This window comes from Salinicoccus carnicancri Crm, assembly GCF_000330705.1.
GTDB classification, from domain to species: domain Bacteria; phylum Bacillota; class Bacilli; order Staphylococcales; family Salinicoccaceae; genus Salinicoccus; species Salinicoccus carnicancri.
Genome location: NZ_ANAM01000001.1, coordinates 284,002 through 305,077 on the forward strand (window position 1 = coordinate 284,002; position 21,076 = coordinate 305,077).

The 21,076-nt window shown below is 48.8% G+C and carries 23 protein-coding genes; 16 read left to right on the forward strand and 7 right to left on the reverse strand.

What is annotated here, in order from left to right:
* The first annotated feature begins 4 nt into the window (after nt 1-4).
* The 10 genes from truA to C792_RS14105 all read left to right on the forward strand — a co-directional run bounded on the left by truA (nt 5) and on the right by C792_RS14105 (nt 8,253).
* The gene (truA, locus tag C792_RS0101505; protein ID WP_017547676.1) at nt 5-793 is read left to right on the forward strand and encodes a tRNA pseudouridine(38-40) synthase TruA; all 789 of its coding nucleotides are present in this window, start codon (nt 5-7) and stop codon (nt 791-793) included.
* A gap of 162 nt (nt 794-955) precedes the next feature.
* A complete protein-coding gene (rplM, locus tag C792_RS0101510) occupies nt 956-1,393 on the forward strand; it encodes a 50S ribosomal protein L13 (protein ID WP_017547677.1) in 438 nt (145 codons plus the stop codon).
* A gap of 19 nt (nt 1,394-1,412) precedes the next feature.
* Nucleotides 1,413-1,805: a 30S ribosomal protein S9 gene (gene rpsI, locus C792_RS0101515; protein ID WP_017547678.1), complete on the forward strand. Its 393-nt coding sequence runs from the start codon at nt 1,413-1,415 to the stop codon at nt 1,803-1,805.
* A gap of 306 nt (nt 1,806-2,111) precedes the next feature.
* The gene (locus C792_RS0101525; RefSeq protein ID WP_017547680.1) at nt 2,112-2,981 is read left to right on the forward strand and encodes an SDR family oxidoreductase; all 870 of its coding nucleotides are present in this window, start codon (nt 2,112-2,114) and stop codon (nt 2,979-2,981) included.
* Nucleotides 2,982-3,032: 51 nt separating this feature from the next.
* Nucleotides 3,033-3,467 carry a DUF3995 domain-containing protein gene (locus C792_RS0101530; RefSeq protein WP_017547681.1) on the forward strand — a complete coding sequence of 145 codons (435 nt, stop codon included), beginning with the start codon at nt 3,033-3,035 and terminating at the stop codon, nt 3,465-3,467.
* A gap of 84 nt (nt 3,468-3,551) precedes the next feature.
* Complete coding sequence (locus tag C792_RS0101535; RefSeq protein WP_017547682.1) at nt 3,552-3,998, forward strand: YaiI/YqxD family protein; 447 nt, start codon at nt 3,552-3,554, stop codon at nt 3,996-3,998.
* 85 nt (nt 3,999-4,083) lie between these two features.
* Nucleotides 4,084-4,593, forward strand: a complete 510-nt coding sequence (locus C792_RS0101540; RefSeq protein WP_017547683.1) for a YfiT family bacillithiol transferase — start codon at nt 4,084-4,086, stop codon at nt 4,591-4,593.
* 166 nt (nt 4,594-4,759) lie between these two features.
* Nucleotides 4,760-5,308, forward strand: a complete 549-nt coding sequence (locus C792_RS0101545; protein WP_017547684.1) for a YdhK family protein — start codon at nt 4,760-4,762, stop codon at nt 5,306-5,308.
* A 30-nt stretch (nt 5,309-5,338) separates the two neighbouring features.
* Nucleotides 5,339-7,387 (forward strand): heavy metal translocating P-type ATPase, encoded by a 2,049-nt coding sequence (locus C792_RS0101550; protein ID WP_017547685.1) that lies wholly within the window; start codon nt 5,339-5,341, stop codon nt 7,385-7,387.
* Between the two features lie 80 nt (nt 7,388-7,467).
* Entirely contained in the window at nt 7,468-8,253 is a 786-nt protein-coding gene (locus C792_RS14105) for a YhfC family intramembrane metalloprotease (protein WP_017547686.1), read from the forward strand.
* Nucleotides 8,254-8,285: 32 nt separating this feature from the next.
* On the opposite strand, the gene C792_RS0101560 is transcribed toward C792_RS14105, so the two are convergent.
* From C792_RS0101560 to C792_RS0101580, 5 genes are all read right to left on the reverse strand, one after another.
* A complete protein-coding gene (locus C792_RS0101560) occupies nt 8,286-9,203 on the reverse strand; it encodes an ABC transporter ATP-binding protein (protein WP_017547687.1) in 918 nt (305 codons plus the stop codon).
* Nucleotides 9,203-10,246: an ABC transporter ATP-binding protein gene (locus C792_RS0101565; protein WP_017547688.1), complete on the reverse strand. Its 1,044-nt coding sequence runs from the start codon at nt 10,244-10,246 to the stop codon at nt 9,203-9,205. The genes C792_RS0101560 and C792_RS0101565 overlap by 1 nt, the downstream gene beginning before the upstream one ends.
* 5 nt (nt 10,247-10,251) lie before the next feature.
* Nucleotides 10,252-11,181 (reverse strand): ABC transporter permease, encoded by a 930-nt coding sequence (locus C792_RS0101570; RefSeq protein ID WP_017547689.1) that lies wholly within the window; start codon nt 11,179-11,181, stop codon nt 10,252-10,254.
* A complete protein-coding gene (locus C792_RS0101575; protein ID WP_017547690.1) occupies nt 11,171-12,109 on the reverse strand; it encodes an ABC transporter permease in 939 nt (312 codons plus the stop codon). Before C792_RS0101575 ends, C792_RS0101570 begins: the two co-directional genes overlap by 11 nt.
* Before the next feature lie 65 nt (nt 12,110-12,174).
* Nucleotides 12,175-13,812 carry a peptide ABC transporter substrate-binding protein gene (locus C792_RS0101580; protein ID WP_026090176.1) on the reverse strand — a complete coding sequence of 546 codons (1,638 nt, stop codon included), beginning with the start codon at nt 13,810-13,812 and terminating at the stop codon, nt 12,175-12,177.
* A gap of 417 nt (nt 13,813-14,229) precedes the next feature.
* Here C792_RS0101580 and C792_RS0101585 point away from each other — a divergent pair, with 417 nt between their 5' ends.
* Together C792_RS0101585 and C792_RS0101590 are read left to right on the forward strand one after the other, a co-directional pair.
* A complete protein-coding gene (locus C792_RS0101585) occupies nt 14,230-16,080 on the forward strand; it encodes a purple acid phosphatase family protein (RefSeq protein WP_017547692.1) in 1,851 nt (616 codons plus the stop codon).
* 114 nt (nt 16,081-16,194) lie between these two features.
* Nucleotides 16,195-16,632, forward strand: coding sequence for a VOC family protein (locus C792_RS0101590; protein ID WP_017547693.1), 438 nt, complete (start codon nt 16,195-16,197; stop codon nt 16,630-16,632).
* A 24-nt stretch (nt 16,633-16,656) separates the two neighbouring features.
* On the opposite strand, the gene C792_RS14835 is transcribed toward C792_RS0101590, so the two are convergent.
* Nucleotides 16,657-16,836: a hypothetical protein gene (locus C792_RS14835; protein ID WP_156811610.1), complete on the reverse strand. Its 180-nt coding sequence runs from the start codon at nt 16,834-16,836 to the stop codon at nt 16,657-16,659.
* A gap of 191 nt (nt 16,837-17,027) precedes the next feature.
* Between C792_RS14835 and C792_RS0101600 the strand changes: the two genes are divergently transcribed.
* Complete coding sequence (locus C792_RS0101600) at nt 17,028-17,309, forward strand: DUF3219 family protein (RefSeq protein WP_017547695.1); 282 nt, start codon at nt 17,028-17,030, stop codon at nt 17,307-17,309.
* A gap of 15 nt (nt 17,310-17,324) precedes the next feature.
* On the forward strand, nt 17,325-18,320 hold the full coding sequence (locus tag C792_RS0101605; RefSeq protein WP_017547696.1) for an LLM class flavin-dependent oxidoreductase: 996 nt from the start codon (nt 17,325-17,327) through the stop codon (nt 18,318-18,320).
* Between the two features lie 109 nt (nt 18,321-18,429).
* On the opposite strand, the gene C792_RS0101610 is transcribed toward C792_RS0101605, so the two are convergent.
* Nucleotides 18,430-19,389 carry a threonine ammonia-lyase gene (locus tag C792_RS0101610; protein WP_017547697.1) on the reverse strand — a complete coding sequence of 320 codons (960 nt, stop codon included), beginning with the start codon at nt 19,387-19,389 and terminating at the stop codon, nt 18,430-18,432.
* A gap of 154 nt (nt 19,390-19,543) precedes the next feature.
* Between C792_RS0101610 and C792_RS0101615 the strand changes: the two genes are divergently transcribed.
* Together C792_RS0101615 and C792_RS0101620 are read left to right on the forward strand one after the other, a co-directional pair.
* Entirely contained in the window at nt 19,544-19,951 is a 408-nt protein-coding gene (locus tag C792_RS0101615; protein ID WP_017547698.1) for a hypothetical protein, read from the forward strand.
* 96 nt (nt 19,952-20,047) lie between these two features.
* Nucleotides 20,048-21,040, forward strand: a complete 993-nt coding sequence (locus C792_RS0101620; protein ID WP_017547699.1) for a zinc-binding dehydrogenase — start codon at nt 20,048-20,050, stop codon at nt 21,038-21,040.
* Nucleotides 21,041-21,076 lie beyond the last annotated feature (36 nt).

Here is a 21,076-nt window from a genome sequence, read left to right on the forward strand (position 1 = left end):
ATCAATGCGATATTTAGTAAAAGTGAGTTATAACGGCGGCAGGTTCCACGGCTTTCAGTATCAGAAGGACACCCGTACTGTACAGGGTGAAATCGAGCAGGTCCTCCGCCGCATGCATAAGGAGTTCATCCGCATCCATCCTGCGAGCCGGACCGACGCGGGAGTCCACGCAATCGAGCAGTACTTCCATTTCGATTCCCACATCGGCATTCCGGAGGATAAATGGAAATTCGCACTGAATTCAGGCCTGCCGAAAGATATACTCGTGCGCGAAGTCACAGAGATCAGTGACGAATACCATGTGAGGTACCATTCAAAGGGCAAGGCCTATAGGTACAGGATATACCAGGGCGAAGACAGGAACCCGTTCCAGGACGGCCTCAAATCCTTCTACCCCTATGTGCTCGATGAGAGGCTCATGCGTAAAACCATGCAGCACTTCGTTGGCACACATGATTTCACCAGCTTTTCGAGTGCCAAATCCGAAATCGAGAACAAAGTGAGGCATATCCACCGCTTCGACCTCATCAGGACAGAAGACGGATACGATTTCGTCATCATCGGCTCCGGCTTCCTCTACAATATGGTGAGGATACTTGTTGCATACGTACTCGAAGTCGGCCAGGGCAGATGGGACGGCACGAAAACAACGGAAATACTCGGGGCGCGTGACAGGAAGCTCGTGCCCAAGACGGCACCCGCTGAAGGCCTGTATCTGGAACGCGTGTTCCTCGATGAAAAAGCCCTCCAGGAAACATTGCTGGAAATGAAAAATAACCTTGAAAAACATTGACAAAATGCACTTATAGGGTTATCATAGACAACGGTATAATTTTATATCACCCGCGATAAGCCCCGGAAACTTATTGTAGACTAGATATAATGACATGAAGAAGCTTTTTTTATTTTAGAGCATAAAAACGAGCATATTACTGATAAACTAGGAGGACAAAAAATGCGTCAAACATTTATGGCCAACGAAGCTAACATTGAGCGTAAATGGTATGTTGTCGATGCAGAGGGAGAGACACTCGGCCGTCTTTCCTCAGAAGTTGCAGCGATTCTTCGCGGCAAGAACAAACCGACATTCACACCGCACGTTGATACAGGTGACAACGTAATCATCATCAACGCTGAGAAAATCGAATTGAGTGGTAACAAAGCACAGGATAAAATGTACTACAGACACTCCGGACACGTAGGTGGAATCAAATCCATCTCAGCAGGAGACCTTAGGGATACAAACCCTGTACGCCTCTTGGAGAACTCCATCAAAGGCATGCTGCCGAAGAACCCACTCGGTCGCGCAACAGGCAAGAAACTTCACGTGTATGCTGGAAGCGAGCATCCGCATGAAGCACAAAAACCAGAAAAATACGAACTTCGCGGTTAAGGAATAGGAGGTTAATTCATTGGCTAAAGTAGAATATGCAGGAACAGGTCGTCGTAAACACTCAGTAGCACGCGTACGCTTAGTACCAGGTGAAGGTAATGTCACAGTCAACGGTCGTGACATGAGAGAATACCTTCCATTCGAAAGTCTGATCCTTGACTTGAACCAGCCTTTCGCAGTTACAGAAACAGAAGGTAACTACGATGTATTGGTAAACGTCAAAGGCGGAGGCTTCACAGGACAGGCCCAGGCAATCCGTCACGGAATTGCAAGAGCACTTCTGGAGGCAGATCCTGAAAACCGTGGACCACTTAAGAGAGCAGGACTCCTTACACGTGACCCACGTATGAAAGAACGTTACAAATACGGCTTCAAGAAAGCCCGTCGTTCTCCACAGTTCTCAAAACGTTAATAGTTCGAATGATACAAAATCCCCCAACCATTTATGGCTGGGGGATTTTATCATGTTCATTGATGAAAAAAGTAACAGGGGGTATCATATTGATAACATAGTTTTTACAGTCACCGAAAATGGGGATGCCTTGAGGAGGGGATGTTGGACCATTGATACACTGTAGGGCTTATCCGTCAACTTGGCTTGCACCGTGTCTTCAGCCTGTTCGGTTTCTATACCTTCAATATGATCGGGACATCTAAATTTATATGGATTTTCACATTTGGGAGAAAAGAGTAAAACATTAAGCACGGAGGGGACATTATGAAACGGGTTTTGGTCGCCGGTGCCACGGGTTATTTGGGAAGATACGTTGTAAAGGAACTGAAGAGGCAGGGTTTCCATATTAAGGCTCTGGTTCGGAGTCCGCAGAAGCTGAACCGTGCCGGGGAATTCTCTGACCCTGTAATTGGTCGGGACGTTGATGAAGTTGTCGAAGGTGATATTACAAAACCGGATACTTTAAAGCATGTTTGTGATGATGTAGATTACGTTTTCTCATCTGTTGGAATTACCCGGAAAAGTAATGGTCTCACCTTCAACGATGTTGATTACAAGGGTAATCTCAACTTATTGAAAGAGGCGGAATATAGTGATGTGGCCAAATTCATGTATATTCATGTGTATGCGAATGATGATTGGAAAGATCCCGGACCTTTGATCGAAGCAAAGAACCGCTTTGTGAAAGTTCTGCGAACATCAAATGTCGATCATATCATCATCAGGCCGACCGGGTACTTTTCCGATTTAACTCAGTTTATGAAAATGGCGAGAAAAGGGAGGGTTTACTTGATCGGAAACGGCAGGGCGAGCATGAATCCGATTCATGGTGAAGATCTTGCGCAATTTTGCGTCAAGTCCCTCTCAGAGGTGAACAGCACATTGGATGTTGGCGGTCCCGAAACACTCACATATAGACAAATTGCCCAGACGGCATTTGATGTACTGGGTGAGGAAGAACACATCACACACATTCCGGCCGGTTTAATAAGCTCCGTCTCCATGGTGATGAAAGTGATCAGTAGACATAATTATGGAATACTCCGCTTCTTTATAAACGTAATGACTCATGATGTGACCGCACCGATGTACGGGAAACATAAGGTTCGGGAGATATTTCATCACATCAGTTAGAAAGACATGTTCTGTTGCCCGGAAATCTTTAACGGTAAGGGAATCATTATTATGAATACGAAAAAAGTGTCATGCACAGTTTTCCTGATTGCCGGAACACTCCATTCAATCGCCACTTTTTACTGGTCGTTCGGAGGGGAGATCGGTTTGCTGACAGTCGGGCAATGGACTCTCGGGATGAAGGAGCGGTATGGCTATACAGTATTGGCGGGCTTGTTCGTATTGGGTCTGTTCAAACTGGCTGCAGCATGGATGCCATTCATTTTATACAATAATGATAATAAACTGCTGGAAATCATATCGTATGTTGGTGGCGGTATACTGGTTATCCACGGCGGGGTCAATACTGTGGCCGGCTGGTTGAAAATCTTGGGTGTACTTCCGAGGCAATACGCCCTCAGCGAAATCGGCCAGGCTTTTATCTGGGATCCTCTATTTTTGTTGTGGGGAGCGGGGCTGATTGTATTCTTAGTGAACAGGGAATGAACAGGAATCATGGCGGACGCTGTTCGATGTCCTGCCGCACACATTTCTGTTATTCGCATAGCAGGCAGTGGAGGGGGAATTGGTATGAAGGTCATAGTGGATGCGGATGCATGTCCGGTGAAGGATATCATTATAGAAGAAACAAAGCATAAGGGCGTCTCTCTGGTACTGGTCTCGAGTCTGTCACACTATTCCGGCAGGGAGCTGCCGCTGCATGTGGAGACGGTCTTTGTCGAGGCGGGAGCGGATGCGGCGGATTTCAGGGTCGTCAAGCTGGCCAAAAAGGGTGATGTTGTTGTCACCCAGGACTATGGTCTCGCTTCACTGCTTCTGCCGAAAGGGTGCACGGTCATCCATCATAAGGGCTTCGAGTACAGTAATGAAAACATCAACCATCTTCTTGAGACGAGATACATGGGCAGTATGATACGTAAAGGCGGCGGACGGACGAAGGGGCCGAAACCTTTTTCCAGAGAAGACCACCGGGCTTTTTCAGCACTGTTCCGCCGGAAACTTGACGCGGGTATATAGATCCAAACATTTTACATCTCCGTGCTTATCGGATATGTTGAATGGTGGCACAGAAAATAATCTAGTATAGAAAAGGAGCATGACAATGGATGTGAAATTTCCTATCGGTCAATTGGATGTCCCTGAAAATGTAACGCTTGCTGACATTGAGGAATGGCTGGACCGGATTGAAACATACACTCTCAGGTTGAGGGCGGCTGTTGATTCACTGAGTGACGAGGAATTGGCGAAAACATACCGCGGGGGCAGTTTCAATGTCCGCCAGCTTGTCCATCATATTGCAGACTCACAGCTGAACATGTACCAGCGGCTGAAACTCGCCCTGACGGATGATGCGCCGACAGTGCCCGGTTTCGTCCAGGACGAATGGGCTCAGCTGCCGGATGCGGAAACCCCTGTGGAAAGTTCAGTGAAAATGCTGGAAGGCATCAATGAACGCATTGTGGCTTTGGGAAAAACTCTGACGGAAAGTCAGCTGGACAGATATTTCGTGCATGAAGCCAATGGCAGGATTACAGTGGCCACAAAGATTGCCAAACTGGCCTGGCATGAAGAGCATCACCTGGAGCATATAAAGATTGCGCTATCCAACTAATTGAATTAGAGAGTGATATGATGAAGCCGGTTTCCCTATGGGGCCGGCTTTTCATCGTTCTGTCACATATTTCTTTACTTCCGAGGCATTATATTTGTTTTAATATACCCCTATAGGGTATATTAAATGTGTGTTGGGATAATAGAAAACTTTGGAGGTATTAGAGATGAGATTCAGAATTTTAGCGGTATTACTTACAGCAGTCGGTCTTGTGTTGGCAGCGTGCGGTACGGATGACGGAAGTTCAGAAGACGGCGGTGAGATGGATCATGCCGAAATGGACCATTCCAGTTCAGGTGAAGTCCCGGACGACCTTTCACGAGCGGAGAATCCTGAATATCCTGTGGACAGTCAGGCCGTAATCAACGCAGAGCATATGAAGGGAATGGACGGTGCGGAGGCAACTGTCACGGGAGCCTTCGATACCACAGCCTACAGTGTGACCTATACACCGACGACTGGCGGTGAGCCTGTCGAGGATCATAAATGGGTCATTCACGAGGAAATAGAGGATGCGGCTGATGCACCTTTTGAAGCCGGTGATGAAGTCGTGCTGGAAGCTGCGCATATGGAAGGCATGGAAGGCGCCGGGGCGACAGTCGATTCAGCAGAAGATACGACTGTCTATATGGTGAGTTATACAGATACGGAAAGTGGTGATGAGGTCGAAAACCATAAATGGGTGACCGAAGAGGAATTGACGCCGGCGGAATAACACAATTTGAACAGGAAAGAGGGATGAATCATGGCAGAACATGACCATAATCATCATGATCACGACGGTCATGATGGTCACAATACGCATCAGCATGATGGCGCGGGACATGAAGGGCACCATCATCACGGGGATTTCAGGAAGAAGTTTTTCATATCCCTGATCCTTGCGGTACCTATCATCTTCCTTTCTCCGATGATGGGGATCGACCTGCCCTTCCAGTTCACTTTCCCGGGTTCCAGCTGGCTTGTGCTGGTTCTTGCCACTGTACTTTATATTTATGGCGGCCAGCCTTTCCTGGGCGGAGCGAAGGGTGAGATTAAGGCACGCAAACCAGGGATGATGACGCTGATTTCACTGGGGATATCGGTTGCGTATTTCTACAGCCTCTATGCATTTTATATGAATCATTTCGGGGCGCCTGATGCACACACGATGGATTTCTTCTGGGAACTGGCTACACTGATTGTCGTCATGCTGCTTGGACACTGGATTGAGATGAAGGCGGTTGGCAATGCCGGAGATGCCCTCGAGAAGATGGCGGAATTGCTGCCGAGCACTGCGGTTGTCCTGGATGAAAATGGAGAAGGCAGGGAAGTTGAACTTTCTGAAGTGGGCGAGGGCGACACTGTACAGGTTAAAGCCGGGGACAATATACCGGTGGATGGTGTAATCATATCCGGCCGTACGACTGTGGACGAAGCGCTCGTTACAGGGGAGTCGCGCAATATCGAAAAGGTTCCGGACGATGACGTGATCGGCGGCTCGGTGAACGGGTCGGGGACGATTGATGTGAAAGTTACCGGGACCGGTGAAAGCAGCTATCTCACGCAGGTGATGGATCTGGTCAGCGAGGCACAGAGTGATAAATCGCGGTCGGAACTCCTGTCTAACCGGATTGCGGGATATTTATTCTACTTTGCCCTGATCACCGGACTGCTGGCATTCATCATCTGGCTGATGGTTTCAGGGACAATGGACTTTGCGCTTGAACGCCTGGTGACAGTGCTCATCATCGCCTGTCCACATGCACTCGGACTTGCAATTCCGCTGGTTACTGCAAGGTCGACATCACTCGGTGCGAAAAATGGCCTCATCGTCAAAAACCGGGAATCTCTCGAGACGGCCCGTCATCTGGATGTGGTCATGATGGACAAGACAGGTACATTGACTGAAGGGAATTTTGCGGTGAATCATTACAAAAGCTTCACCGACGAATATACTGATGATGAAGTGCTCGGCTTCATGGCGGGAATCGAACAGAGTTCCAGCCATCCCCTGGCAGCCGGCATACTTGATAAGGCCCGTGCTGATAAGGTGGAAGCTGCAAAGGCCGAAGACGTCAACAACATACCTGGTGTTGGTCTCGAAGCGCAGGTTGCAGGCAAGGATATGAAAGTTACAAGCGTCTCCTACCTTGAAGATAATGGCATTTCCTATGACAAAAAAGAGTTCGAGACCCTGGCAGGCCAGGGCAACTCCGTCAGTTTCCTTATCATAGAAGGTGAAAACAGCGGCATAGTTGCCCAGGGCGACCAGATCAAACCGGGTTCCCAAAAGATGATTGAGGGGCTGCTTGAACGTGATATCACGCCTGTCATGCTGACGGGGGACAACAGACAGGTTGCAGAGTCCGTCGCATCGGAGCTCGGCATCAAGGATGTGCACGGTCAGCTGATGCCTGAAGACAAGGAACGCATCATCAGGGAGTATCAGGAGGAAGGCAGCAAAGTGATGATGGTGGGTGACGGAATCAACGATGCACCGAGCCTTGTGAGGGCGGATATAGGTGTTGCCATCGGTGCCGGTACAGACGTTGCGGTGGAGTCCGGGGATGTCATACTCGTCAAAAGTGAACCGTCCGACATCATCCACTTCCTTTCATTGTCAGAGAACACGATGAAAAAGACGGTGCAGAACCTATGGTGGGGCGCCGGCTACAACATTCTGGCAGTGCCTCTTGCGGCAGGAATCCTCGCTTCCATCGGCATACTGCTGTCACCGGCTGTGGGAGCTGTGCTGATGTCTCTAAGCACAATAATCGTCGCCTTGAATGCAATGACGCTCAAATTGGATTGATGATGCGCGAAAGGATGTGCCGGACCGGTGCATCCTTCATTTTATTGTTATAATAAAAAGAAAAGCGCAGGTGTAAATTCATGATATCAACAACGAGTATAGTGCTCATGGGTATATCGGGATTGTTTTCGATACTGTTGCCTTTCATCTTCATACTGATTCTGCGCCGGCGGTTCAGTATCCGGTGGATCCCGATCCTTATCGGTGCGGCGACGTTCATCATCTTTGCGATGGTCCTGGAACAGATTTCCCACCTCCTTGTCCTGAGGCCTGGGGAGGGAGGAGAAGTGCATACGCTGGTCGACTCGCCGTGGCTGTATGTACTCTATGGTGTGCTGGCTGCGGGAATATTTGAAGAGACGGGGCGGCTGACGGCTTTCCTGCTGATGAAAAAGAAATACAGGCAGGTGGACTCGGCCATCTCCTACGGCATCGGTCACGGCGGCATCGAAGCGGTCATCGTCCTGGGTCTCGGCATGCTGAATACGATCATTTTCAGTTTCATGATCAACAGCGGCAGCAGCATCGTGGACACCCTGCCCCAAGCGACAGTCGAGTCGATTGTCGGAACACCGGCCGTTGCATACGCACTCGGTATTGTTGAACGCATCTTTGCGATCGGTGTACATCTCGGTCTGTCCGTCATCGTCTTTGCTGCGGTAATGAAGGGACGGTGGCGGCTGTTTCCGCTGGCGATCGTCCTTCATGCATTGACGAACATGACAGCCGCAATGATGCAGGCCGGCCTCATCACAAGCATGTGGGTGATGTATGCCGGGTTCATAGCAATGACCCTGGTGACATTGTGGGTTGCCTATAATGTCGGCATCAGAAACAGAAGAATCGATGGGGATATGGAAACTTGAAAAGCGCTGCAGAAATGTCTGCAGCGCTTTTCTCATGCTTTCCAGCTGTCATATTCTTTTTTGGAACAGTACACAAGATGATTGTTGCCGAAATCCCTGAGTTCCAGTTCTTCGTCTTCAGTATACTCATGCATGTCTGCATCGTAACTGATCCTGCGGCGATCCTTCTCGGAATGAGGGTCCGGCTGTGGAACGGCTGAAAGCAGTGATTTGGTATATGGATGGACCGGCCGCTCATATAAATCGGCCGCGTCCCCAATTTCCATGATCTTGCCTTTATACATGACGGCAATCCTGTCGGAAATGTATTTGACCATCGAAAGGTCGTGGGCGATGAAGAGATACGCGAGCCCGCGTTCCTTCTGAATATTCTTCATCATGTTTACGACCTGTGCCTGGATTGAAACATCCAGTGCTGAAATCGGTTCGTCGGCAATAATCAGCTTCGGATCGAAACTGAGTGCCCGCGCAATGCCTATCCTCTGCCGCTGTCCGCCAGAGAATTCGTGCGGATAGCGGTTTGCATGTTCTCTGTTCAGGCCGACGGACTCGAGCAGTCCGTATATCCTCTCCCGTCTTTCTTTTTTCTTTTTATAAAGTTTATGGATGTCATACCCTTCTTCGAGTATTTCAAAGACAGTCATTCTCGGATTGAGTGACGCATATGGATCCTGGAAGATCATCTGCAGTTTCTGGTGGAACTGCTTTTGTTCCTTCCTGGACAGTCTGTCATTGTTTCTGCCGTCGAATTCCACCTCTCCGCCCGTCTTGTCATAAAGGTTTATGATAGTACGTCCCGTCGTGGATTTTCCGCACCCTGATTCCCCCACCAGACCGAGCGTTTCACCCGGCATGACATGGAAGGAGATATCATCAACAGCTTTGAGCGGATTATTTTTGGCGCCAAAATGCTTCTGCAGGTTCTTCACTGTCAAAATCGGTTCTGCCATCACTGATCACCGCCGTTGTATTGCATATATCTGTTCCTGATGATTTCAGGGACTTCAGTTTTCGGAGCGGCCGGATGCAGGCGCCATGTTTTTGCATAGTGGTCTTTGCCCGCTTCGAACATTGGGGGGCTCTTCTCGAAATCGATCTTCATCGCACGGGGATTCCTCGCAGCGAAAGCATCACCACGGGGCGGATCGACCAGATTTGGCGGAGAGCCCGGGATCGTTCTCAATTCTTCTTTTTTATCTGCATTCATATCAGGCATTGAACCGAGCAGCCCCCATGTATAAGGGTGCTGCGGGTTGTAGAAGATATCATCGACCGAGCCGATCTCGACTATTTCACCCGCATACATGACTGCCACACGGTCAGCCACGTTCGCTACCACACCGAGGTCGTGTGTGATGAAGATGATCGATGTACGGGAGTTTTTCTGTACATCTTTCATGACTTCAAGTATCTGTGCCTGGATGGTCACATCAAGGGCGGTCGTGGGTTCATCCGCGATCAGCAGCCTGGGATCAGCAGCCAGTGCAATTGCGATGACAACCCTCTGCCTCATGCCTCCCGAAAATTCATGTGGATACTGATTAAGACGTTTTTTTGGATTGGGTATGCCTACCAGATCCATGAGTTCCAGTGCACGTTTTTTTGCATCACCGGATGATATTTTCTTATGTTTCAGCATGACTTCTGTAATTTGTTTACCGATTTTCATGGTCGGGTTCAGCGATGTCATCGGATCCTGGAATATCATGCTGATTTCATTGCCCCGTATTCTTTCCATCTGTTTTTCCGATTTCTCAAGAATATTGCTTCCTCCAAAGAGGATTTCCCCGCCGGCATAGATCGCAGGCGGCTGGGGAAGCAGCTTCATGATGGCCTGGTTGGTCACACTTTTGCCTGACCCGGATTCACCCACGATAGCGAGTGTTTCTCCTTCAAATACATCAAAACTGACCTTGCGGACCGCTTTCACAGTGCCGGCATAAGTCTTAAAATCAATTTCAAGGTTTTTCATCTGCAGTATCGGTTCATTCATCATAGTCACTTCCTTAACTTAGGGTCCAGTGCATCTCTCAAGCCGTCACCGACAGCATTGAATGCAAAAATAGTCAGACAGATCAGTACTCCGGGGAAGAAAAGCCGCCACGGCGCATTAGCCAGTGCCGGATAGCCGTCATTGGCCATCGTTCCCCAGCTGGCGAGCGGTGCAGGGACACCAAGCCCCAGGTAGCTCAGGAATGCTTCCGTGAATATTGCGGTAGGAATCGTCAGTGTCATGGTGACGAGAATTGCACCGAGTGCATTCGGCAGAAGGTGCCGTTTGATCAGATGGAGATTGTTCGCCCCCAGTGTTCTTGCTGCAAGGACGTATTCCTGGTTTTTCAGCTTCAGTATTTCAGAGCGTGTAATCCTCGCCATGTTGACCCAGCCCGTGAGTGACAGCGCAATGATCATCGGGAACAGTCCCGGCTGCATCACAACAAGCAGTATGATGACAACGAGAAGGTACGGGATGGCGGTCAGTATATCGGCGATGCGCATCATGATCTCATCTGTACGCCCGCCGGTAAGGCCGGCCACCGCACCCCAGGCGACACCGATGATCAGGTCAATGATGGCTGCGGCAAAACCGATGAAGATGGAAATGCGTGCACCTATCCAGACTCGCGTGAAAATGTCCCTTCCAAGATCGTCGGTGCCGAACCAGTATGTACCGTTCGGTGCCATGTTATAATCACCGTTCTGCTGCCGGTACGTGAATTCGGAAATCCATGGACCGCATATTGCACCGATGATGATGATCGCGAGTGTAATGAAGCCGATGAGCGCCAGTTTGTTCTTTATGAACCTGCGGGACACTTCTCCCCAGAAGGAAATTGATTTCCTGGCAAGGGTTTCCGTCTCTGACGTCTTGTTTCCAACGATTTCAAAATCGGAAGGTTGAAGTTCGGATACGTTCTTATCTGCCATTTGATTTCCCTCCCTTCAGGCTGATGCGCGGATCGATGAAGCTGTAGAGAATATCCACGATCAGAACAGCCAGCAGCAGGATTACAGAATAGAATACGGTGGTTCCCATGATGACTGTGTAATCCCGGTTTGAAATACTCGTAACAAAATATTTGCCTATGCCGGGGATGGCGAATATCTCTTCGATTACGAAGCTGCCGGTAATGATTCCGGCAGTCAGCGGAGCAAGATATGTGACCACCGGAAGCAGGGCATTTCTCAGGGCATGCTTGAATACCACAACCCAGCGGGAAATCCCTTTGGCTTTTGCCATTTTGACATATTCACTGTTTGTCTCTTCCAGCATGCTGGAACGGGTCAGCTTCGCAATGAATGCCATCGGTGTCGAAGCGAGGGCGACTGCCGGCAGTATGCTGTAGATGAAGCCGTTCCATCCGGCAATCGGAAACCATCCTGCCTGCAGGGCGAGATAGTACTGCAGTACTGCCGCCATGACGAATGACGGTACTGATATTCCTATGACTGCCAGCACGCTCATCAGGTAGTCCGGCCATTTATTGTGGAACAGCGCAGCGATGGTGCCGATCAGCACACCGAAGCCGACGGCGATGAACATCGCTTCGAGGCCGAGCGTCATCGAGATCGGGAAACCTTCGGCGATCATGTCGTTCGTTTCCCTGTATTTATACTTCATCGAGGTTCCGAAGTCGCCTGTCGCACTGTTTATGAGATAGTCTTTGTACTGTATATACCACGGGTTGTCGAGCCCGTATTTTTCATTGAGACTTTCCTGTATCGCAGGCGGCAGTGCCCTTTCGGAAGCGAAAGGGTTTCCCGGAGCCATGCGCATCAGGAAAAATGTTGCTGTAATGATCAGGAATAATGCAATGACGATATAGATCAGACGCTGACCAAGATATTTGATCATGGTTGTATGCTCCTTTTTCAAAAATGACAGGTGAGTATTATATACTCACCTGACAAAAGAATTTCCTATTGTTCGATATCTACATATTTCAGCTGTACATTTCCAAGTGGATCGGATTTCATGTTTTTAACCTTCTCATCATGGACTGAGAGATTCGTGTAGAAGTAGATTGGTGCAATCGGGAACTCACTCATGAATATCTCTTCTGCATCTTTCAGCATCTGCGTCCGTGCTGCTGGATCTGTTTCCTTGGCTGCGTCATTCAGCAGCTGAGTATACTCTTCATTTGTCCAGTTGGTGTTGTTGTTGCCGCCTTTGGCTTTGTAGATTTCAAGGAAGTTTACCGGGTCGTTGAAGTCGCCGAGCCAGCCGTAACGGCCCACCTGGTGGTTCCCGGCATCAAGTTCTTCAAGGTAGACCTGCCATTCGGAATTGTTCATCGATACATCGATGCCCAGGTCTTCTTTCCAGCCCTGCTGTATGAACTGTGCGATGGCGGCATGTGCCTCACTAGTGTTATAGGAAAGGCTGATTTTGAGTTCGGATGGATCGCTCAGGCCAAGTTCATCGAGCCCCTTATCCAGTGCTTCCTTCGCTGCTTCGATATCGTTGGAAGGGAAATATTCCGTCGGCTCCTCGAAACCTTCCATTGTCAGCGGAACAAGCCCGGTACCCGGCTTCTGTTCACCTTTGGTAACGTTCTCGATCAGTCCTTCGCGGTCGATTGCAATAGTCAGCGCTTTACGGATATTTTCATTCTGCATTATTTCATCTTCCACGTTGAACACGTACATGTAGGTTCCCGCCTGGTCGCGGACATTAAGTGTACCGTCTTCTTTGAACTGGTTCAGGGCGTTGAGGTCGATCGTGTTGAACGGAGAGCCAAGGTAATCCAGGTCCCCGGCCTGATACATCTTCAAAGCAGTCGCTTCACTTTCAACCATGTCGACGTTTACTGTGTTGAGTGCGACATTGTCTGCATCCCAGTATGAGTCATTCTTCTTAAGTACGATTGAATCCGAGCTCGTGAAACTGTCAAGAGTGAACGGGCCGTTTCCAACGTAGTTCTCTCCGTTTGGATCTGTGTGCCAGTCCGGATTTTCTTCAGCCACTTTGGAATTCACAGGGTAGTAGGTATAGAATGCTGTGAGCTCATCAAAAAATGGCGTCGGGTTGTTCAGGGTCACTTCCAGAGTCTTTTCATCCACTGCTGTGACAGCTACATCCTCTGCACTGCCTTCACCCGTGTTATAAGCTTCGGCTCCTTGAATGTAGTAAAGCTGGTAGGCATAGTCGGAAGCGTTTTCGGGGTTAAGCGCCCATTTCCATGCAAATTCGAAATCCTGTGCTGTGACCGGGTCTCCATTCGACCATTCAGCATCCCGCAAAGTGTAAGTATAAGTAAGCTCATCTTCACTCACTTCAATGTTCTCTGCCATTGCCGGTTCGGGGTTGCCTTCCGGATCGAGGCGTGTCAGCCCCTCAAATACACTGGCCATGATTGCGCCGGATGTCGTATCGGTTGCCAGCGCCGGGTGGAATGACGGCGGATCTGATGTTATGGACAGATTGATGGATTTTTCCGGTTCTCCCTCTTCTCCTGCGCTGTCGGCTTCGCCGCCGCCTGAGTCTCCGCCGAAATTACAGGCTGCAAGAGCAAAAACGAGGACAGAGAGGGTCAATAAAATTCTAAAACTTTTCATAAAGCAAGTCACTTCTTTCTCCCTTTTGTAATGTAATTCCGTTTTATGCAGAATTACATCCCTTTGTTCTTATTGAAAAACATACCCCTTATAAAATGAAAACGCTTTCGACTTTAAATTATCTACAATATTCACAGAAAAGTCAATATTATTTTTAATATTTTGATGATATTTGAAAAAATGGAGCCCTTTACCGGTATGGAAAATGTATTTACCATGCATATATGAATTACAGAAAAACAACCTTTTGTGTAATTTGATTTCATCGGTCGCGAATTGGTCATAGCGGGTATGGTGCTATGCAGAGACATTTAAAGTAAACCTTTCTTTACATAAACTTAAAACTGCGTATACATTCATGTTTTACGATATAAATGCAATCATATTATTGTGAAAAAAATAGGAGGCATTACGAGAATGGGTTTTAATCTACTGAACAAAAAAAGGTTTACAACGGTGATCATTACAACTATGATCCTTGCAATAATCGCATCCATGCTTCTGAGTCTGCCGGTTTCTGCAGCAGGCGGCGGGGGTCCGGCCGGCGGTCCGTCTGCGGAGGCTTCCGAAGAATCAGAGTTCGATCCTGTCCTGTCAGAGGCAAAGCCGGAAGTTGCGGAGGTTCAGGCCAATAACCAGCCGAACCGTATCATTACAACAATCAATGGGGACAGTTCAGGTGAAATGGGATTCAGCTGGTATACGACCGACCATTTTGAAGATTCCAAAGTATGGGTTTCAAAAACGGGTGAATTTGATGACGCCATTGAATTTGATGCTGAAGCAAAAGAAGTGACTTCCAGCTATGGGGAACGTGATGAAAATGGAAACTACATATTTGGCGAAGTGGAGGAAGACAGTGAAGGTGAGCCTGTCGAAGATGAGAATGGCGATCCTGTCATTAACGGATACTACACGGATGCCCAGGCACATGGAGATGAGTGGATGTCCGGCGACTACGGACATATAGAACTGACGGATGTCACAGAGTATTCATATAAGGCGAAGGCAACTGACCTGGAGCCTGACACGACCTACCATTATAAAGTGGGGAGTGAATCGGGTGAAGTGAGCGAGAGCGGGCAATTTAAAACGTCAGGTGAAAAGGGTGAGCCGTTCAAGTTTGTCCATTATACAGACACACAAAATGCGTTCTGGAATGAAAACGTGAGAAATGAAGCGGCATATGGCGCGGATACATTGAAGCAGGCCCTTGAAACGGCCGAGGATGCCGATTTCACCCTCCACACAGGTGATGTTGTGGAAGTTGCTGAAGTAGAGGATGAATGGGTGGATCTGTACGAACAGTCGCGTCCCTATTTCATGCAGACGGCCATGGCTGTGGCGCCGGGCAACCACGATGAGTATGCACTGGAATACGGGGATGATCCGCTCACTGAAAAATTCAATGAGCACGCCAATGTGCCGGTAACGAATGAAGCTGTATCAGGGGGCTCCTACTATTCCTTCGACTACAATGGTGTACACTTTGTAACATTGAATACGAATGACAACAAGAAGTCTGAAGACAACCCGGATGAAAAGGCGATCGGCGAGGAACAGATGGAGTGGATAAAAGAGGATGTAAAAAAGGCGCGGGAAAATGGTGCTGAATGGATTGTACTGAACTATCACAAGCCGCTCTACTCCAAATCGTATCATTCACTTCAGGATGAGGATGTCCAGAAAGTAAGGGAAGAGCTTACAGCATTGATAGACGATCTGGACATTGATCTTGCACTGCAGGGACATGATCATGTCATTTCAAGGACACATTCTCTTACCCATGTCCCGACAGATGAGAATTTTTCCAACGCTGAAGTTGAAGATGTAGAAACGCATGTCGGGGAAAACGGTGTCGAATACATGGAACAGCCGGACGGCACGGTATATGTTCTGCCGAATACCGGCGGTACAAAAGAGTATGATGATGTTTATTCCAAAGGGCTCGAGCATCTGCATGAAGTCAGGCCGGATCTCGACTGGATGACACAGGGGGATTTGGATCACTACAACAGCCTGTTCGGATTCGGCGGGCAGCCGCAGGAAACGGATGCGTTTGAAGAATCCCACTCCAATAACCGCGACTCATCCACCCAGAACTTTGCAGTGTATGAAGTGGACGGCGGTGAAATGACCGTGCGCATGTATCAGATCAGCGGAGATCTGGAATCCGGTGAGGAACGCACTGTGGAGCTCATCGATGAATTCGGCATCTCCAAAGATGCAGAGGACGGAGATGCACAGGAAGATGATGAGGCAGCATAGCCTGGAAGAGGGAGTCTGTTTATCCGCTCTGCTCTTTGATTGATAATATTACTGAATTGTACATTAAAGTGTATAATGTAAATGTAAAAACAATTAATCAAAGGGGATGTTGCAATGTTCAATGCAATCCAGTATTTCAATTATTCCAATGCCCTGGAAGCTCTGGAGTTTTACGAAAGGAATTTCGGTGCTGAAGTGACCGGAAAGGTCATGGCAGATAATGATATGTTCAAAGGTTCTTTGGAACATATGGGGATGAATGAAGCGGAAGCAGCGACTTTTGTGATGAATGCAGAATTCGAGATATTCGACCAGAAATTCATGGCGAGTTCTACATGGAAGCAAAAAGAGATCGATAACGAAGGCGCAAGTGTCTGCTTTGTTTTTGACGGTAAAGATACAGAAGCGGTACAGAAGGCGAGGGCTTTCTATGATCAGGCGGTTGAAGCGGGGTGTCGCGTTGATATGGAGCTCGGCCCCACTGAATGGACCGGGCTGTTCGCAAGCATCACTGATCCATACGGGGTTTCGTGGATGCTGAGTGCGGAATGATCTGCAGAAGCCGAAGGTATTGAGTTATATGGTGGGGGTCGAGCCGGACGGAAGCAAAGTGCGGGAGGAGAGGAACGCAAAGTCCTGTTTCACGGAACAGCCGGGATTGTTCCAGCTTGCAGTGACACTCATGCCAGAGCTCTCTCCCGGGAAGAGAGTGGCGAGTACCGCCTTTATCACACTGTCTTCTAGTATTGCATTCATCGTCATCCCCTATGTGACAGGTCTTATCGCCAGGTACATCGGGGTGTTCAATTTAGCGACCCGTAAAAGGATGATGGATGTAAACACTGCCCGATGCATAAATAGCATCAGGCAGTGTTTTTTAGTTTTGATTGGAAATATGTTATAACAGGGCTACATGAGTTTTAAATCTGGTGTAAAGGGATGATTTCGTGGTTAAGGAAATGAAGCTGAATGATCATACGTTTGAATTGACCGGTTTTGAGGAGAGGGAAGAGAACGGCAGGCTGGTTGTTTCAGTGAAATTCAATGTGACAAGTGAAGATTATCATGATGTGACCACGCTGTTATACGAGGAAGTTTTCAATGTCTCTGTGCCCGAAAAAGATATGAGATTCAAAGGTGTCATCACAAACTATCTAACATCCCTTGATAACCTGTATGAAGAAGGTCAGGTGGGGGAGTATCAGGTGACGTTCACTGAAATTGAATAATTGGAGAATCACAATATGAAATTGAGTATATTGGACCAGTCCCCCATATCTGATGACCAGACACCGCGTGAAGCCCTGGAAGCCACAATGAAACTCGCACAGACGGCAGAAGCACTGGGGTACACACGCTTCTGGATAGCTGAACACCATGGCCTCCCGGGACTCGCTTCGAGTGTTCCTGAAGTGATGCTCGGCTATATCGGTGCCAATACAGATACAATAAGAATCGGATCCGGCGCAGTTCTTTTGCCGTACTATAAACCCTATAAAGTGGCGGAGACGTATAATATGCTCGGCACCCTGTTTCCCGGCCGTGTGGATATCGGTGTCGGCAGGGCACCGGGAGGTCCCGCCGAGGTTTCTGAAGTGCTGTCCGACAACTTCCTGCAGGGTGTATTCAGCATGCCTTATCTGCTCGAAAATCTGATCAGGTATATCGATGATGCAGACGAGAAGATAAAAGCCGGCCCGTTGCCGCCTGTGAAACCTGATATATGGATGCTCGGCACAAGTGGAAAAAGTGCAAAAGCAGCGGCTGAGAACGGCCTTTATTATGCGTTCGGACAGTTCATGAGTGATGCAGAGGGTAAAGGTGCCATTGACGAATACCGAAAGTCCTTCAAGCTCCGCTCCGAAGGACAAGTCCCGCATGCCATCGTGACACTGTCAGTCATCTGTGCGGAAACGGCCGAAAAGGCGGCGCAACTCGCAAACAGCTATCTTGTCTGGCAAGTGAAGAAGGACCGGGAAGATGTATTTGAATATCTGCCTTCTTTGAAAACGGCCGAAGCGGCGACCTTTTCCCCGGACGAGAAGAAACAGATGGATGACATGAAAGCTCAGATGATTATCGGTGATCCGGCGTCAGTGAAACAGGAACTGGAAAAGATACATGAAGAAACAGGAGCGGATGAAATCATGATTGTTACCATCACACATTCGCCCAGGGACAAACGGGAATCCTACAGACTGATTGCAGAACAGTTCGATCTGGATCAGTATGATATATAAAGAAACGCATCTTTCCTGCTGTGTGTACAGTATTGGAAAGATGCGATTTTTAATTAAGCGGAGGTATTCAAATGCACCTGCGGCAATTATGTTGTTTTACCCACATATTTTAATAGTGGATATATTGCAGTTTTTCCAGAAAATCCAGCCCGACATTGCCGCCGGAGATAACGAGGCACACCTTATCTTCGGGAGAGACATCCAGTGAACCTTCCAGCAGGGCGCCGGCGGTGATGGCCGAGGAGGGTTCTGCAACAATCTTCGCCTCCATCATCAGGAGCTTGATCCCCTTTAGGATGAACTCCTCAGAGACGGTCATCATCCCATCCACGTATTCCTGAACTATCGGGAAATTCCTTGTCCCCGGCTGGGAGGTGACGAGTGCATCCGCCACCGTTTCTTTTCTGGTCACTGCAGTGACCTCTCCTTTTGCCAGGCTTTTTGTGTATCTCGGAAGGTTTGCGGGTTCTGCGCCGTATACTTTCATGTCAGGTGCTGTGAGTTTGATTGCGGTGGAACTGCTTGAGAGCAGTCCGCCACCGCTTGCCGGCATGATGACATGGTCGAGCAGCTTGTTTTGTGATGTGATTTCAAGGCCGACTGTCCCCTGGCCGGCCATGACACCGTAATCATCGAACGGCGGGATATAGGTATAATCATATTTTTCAGCGAGCGCTTCGGTCACTTCGAACCTTTCTCTTACGTCACAGCGGATGAGATCGGCGCCAAGCGCTTCGATTGCATCGGCTTTGAATATGGAGCCGCTTTCCGGGACGACCACTGTGGCATGGATGCCGAGCTGCTTTGCGGCAAATGCAACAGCCCGGCCGTGGTTGCCGGAGGAGGTCGTGATGATCCCCCTTTCCAGGTCGCTTTCCGGCAGCTGGAGGATCTTGTTCATCGCGCCGCGGATTTTGAAAGCGTTCGTCTTCTGCATGCTCTCCATTTTGAGATATACTTCGCAGCCAAGAAACGGGTCCAGATTGTTCATACGCAGAAGTGGTGTCTCCTGGATGTACGGAGCAATCCTTTCAGAGGCTTCTTCTATACGATTCAATGTCAAAGTCATAATTGCAACCTCCCTGATAATGAACTTTACGGCACAGATAATCCCGGTCCATCCGTTGTCCATTCCATAAGTTGATGTGGTTTCATTATAGAACAGATAACTGTTTGATTCAGGTATAATGAATCCATATCAGATGAAAGGGGGAGGAAATGTGATGCATCGTATAACACTGATGCAGGCATATGCGATCGAAACACTGCGGAGCACTGGCTACACCAATGAAACAATTCTGGAAAAAGTGAGAAATGATGAAATGGCGGATTTCAAATCTGCAGACAGCAGCATGGATTACAGCGGGCTCTGCGAGCTTGAATCAGAAAATTTCCTGGGAAATATACTGGAGGAAGGGTATCAGGTGAAATTCCTGACGATCAACGGACTGACGAATCTCATCCGGATGAAATACGGGAAGAAGGAAGATGAAGATTACAGACTCGAAGGGTTTAAAGTGTCGGGGCTTGAGCTCGATGACAAAGAGGCGGATGAACTCGGCAATCTGCTTTCCACGAACTGGGAGATCGATAAGTCCCGGAGAGGCGTCATCATTGCACCGGCCGGGTAAAATATCAGGAGCCGAATGTTTGCGGCTTGCATGGATTTCAATCTATGATGGCTGTATCAGCATAATACCAAACAAAACTTACAGGAGGTATATCCAATGAAAGCAGTGCTTCATGAAGGTGTATCAGGAATGGAAGGTTTGAAATACGATGAAATGGAAAAACCGGAGCCGAAGGCGGGAGAAGTGAGAGTCAGGCTGAAGATCGCGGGCCTGAACCACCGCGACCTCTTCGTACCACACCGGCATAGCGTAGAAGATCCGGCACTGGTCCCTGGTTCTGACGGCGCCGGTATAGTGGATGCTGCAGGTGAGGGAGTGGAGAATGTAAAATCGGGGGATGAAGTCATCATCAACCCGTCACTCGGGTGGCAGAAGAACAGCGATGCGCCGCCGGAAGGTTTTGAAATAGTGGGTATGCCCTTTGATGGCACATTCGCCCAATATATCACGCTCCCAGCTGAAAATGCCGTGCCTAAGCCGGAGTATCTCTCGTGGGAAGAAGCCGGGGTCCTGGCGCTGTCAGCCATGACTGCATACCGGGCGCTCTTTACAAGGGCAAAAGTCAAAGAAGGGATGACAGTCCTCATCCCCGGCGCCACAGGCGGCGCCGGCACATTCCTGATCCAGTTCGCAAAGTCCGCCGGCGCGAGAGTGTATGTGACATCAAGGTCCGAAGACAAGCGCAGGCAGGCTCTGGAAGTCGGAGCACACAAGGCGATAGACAGTGAAACGGACTGGAACGAGGAGCTTTCCGGCGAAAAGGTGGATGTCGTGATTGAAAGTGTCGGAGCGGCGACATTCAACAAATCGGTCGGCCAATTGCGCCGCGGCGGCACACTCACAGCATTCGGGGCATCGGCCGGGGATACAGTGGATTTCGACCTGAGGAAATTCTTCTATGGGCAGTACAATCTTCTCGGCTCCACCATGGCGAGTGCAGAGGAGCTGGAAGAGATGCTTGAATTCATTGAAAGGCATGAAATCAGGCCCGTCATGGATAAGTCCTATCCGCTCTCCGATTTCAAAGAGGCATTCGACCGCCTGGAGAATGCGGGGATGATGGGCAAGATAGTATTCAATATCGAATGATGAGGCTTTCTGTGTAAATGTGACTCTGTAATTGAA

Coding starts and splice junctions, on each gene's coding strand:
- C792_RS0101540 (WP_017547683.1), top strand. CDS start 4,084: ATGGATGTGAAATTTCCTATCGGTCAATTGGATGTCCCTGAAAATGTA.
- C792_RS0101620 (WP_017547699.1), top strand. CDS start 20,048: ATGAAAGCAGTGCTTCATGAAGGTGTATCAGGAATGGAAGGTTTGAAA.
- truA (WP_017547676.1), top strand. CDS start 5: ATGCGATATTTAGTAAAAGTGAGTTATAACGGCGGCAGGTTCCACGGC.
- C792_RS0101575 (WP_017547690.1), bottom strand. CDS start 12,109: ATGATCAAATATCTTGGTCAGCGTCTGATCTATATCGTCATTGCATTA.
- C792_RS0101560 (WP_017547687.1), bottom strand. CDS start 9,203: ATGGCAGAACCGATTTTGACAGTGAAGAACCTGCAGAAGCATTTTGGC.
- C792_RS0101545 (WP_017547684.1), top strand. CDS start 4,760: ATGAGATTCAGAATTTTAGCGGTATTACTTACAGCAGTCGGTCTTGTG.
- C792_RS0101550 (WP_017547685.1), top strand. CDS start 5,339: ATGGCAGAACATGACCATAATCATCATGATCACGACGGTCATGATGGT.
- C792_RS0101570 (WP_017547689.1), bottom strand. CDS start 11,181: ATGGCAGATAAGAACGTATCCGAACTTCAACCTTCCGATTTTGAAATC.
- C792_RS0101580 (WP_026090176.1), bottom strand. CDS start 13,812: ATGAAAAGTTTTAGAATTTTATTGACCCTCTCTGTCCTCGTTTTTGCT.
- C792_RS0101615 (WP_017547698.1), top strand. CDS start 19,544: ATGCATCGTATAACACTGATGCAGGCATATGCGATCGAAACACTGCGG.
- C792_RS0101585 (WP_017547692.1), top strand. CDS start 14,230: ATGGGTTTTAATCTACTGAACAAAAAAAGGTTTACAACGGTGATCATT.
- C792_RS0101530 (WP_017547681.1), top strand. CDS start 3,033: ATGAATACGAAAAAAGTGTCATGCACAGTTTTCCTGATTGCCGGAACA.
- C792_RS0101590 (WP_017547693.1), top strand. CDS start 16,195: ATGTTCAATGCAATCCAGTATTTCAATTATTCCAATGCCCTGGAAGCT.
- C792_RS0101565 (WP_017547688.1), bottom strand. CDS start 10,246: ATGAATGAACCGATACTGCAGATGAAAAACCTTGAAATTGATTTTAAG.
- C792_RS0101610 (WP_017547697.1), bottom strand. CDS start 19,389: ATGACTTTGACATTGAATCGTATAGAAGAAGCCTCTGAAAGGATTGCT.
- C792_RS14105 (WP_017547686.1), top strand. CDS start 7,468: ATGATATCAACAACGAGTATAGTGCTCATGGGTATATCGGGATTGTTT.
- C792_RS0101525 (WP_017547680.1), top strand. CDS start 2,112: ATGAAACGGGTTTTGGTCGCCGGTGCCACGGGTTATTTGGGAAGATAC.
- C792_RS0101535 (WP_017547682.1), top strand. CDS start 3,552: ATGAAGGTCATAGTGGATGCGGATGCATGTCCGGTGAAGGATATCATT.
- C792_RS0101605 (WP_017547696.1), top strand. CDS start 17,325: ATGAAATTGAGTATATTGGACCAGTCCCCCATATCTGATGACCAGACA.
- rplM (WP_017547677.1), top strand. CDS start 956: ATGCGTCAAACATTTATGGCCAACGAAGCTAACATTGAGCGTAAATGG.
- C792_RS14835 (WP_156811610.1), bottom strand. CDS start 16,836: ATGAATGCAATACTAGAAGACAGTGTGATAAAGGCGGTACTCGCCACT.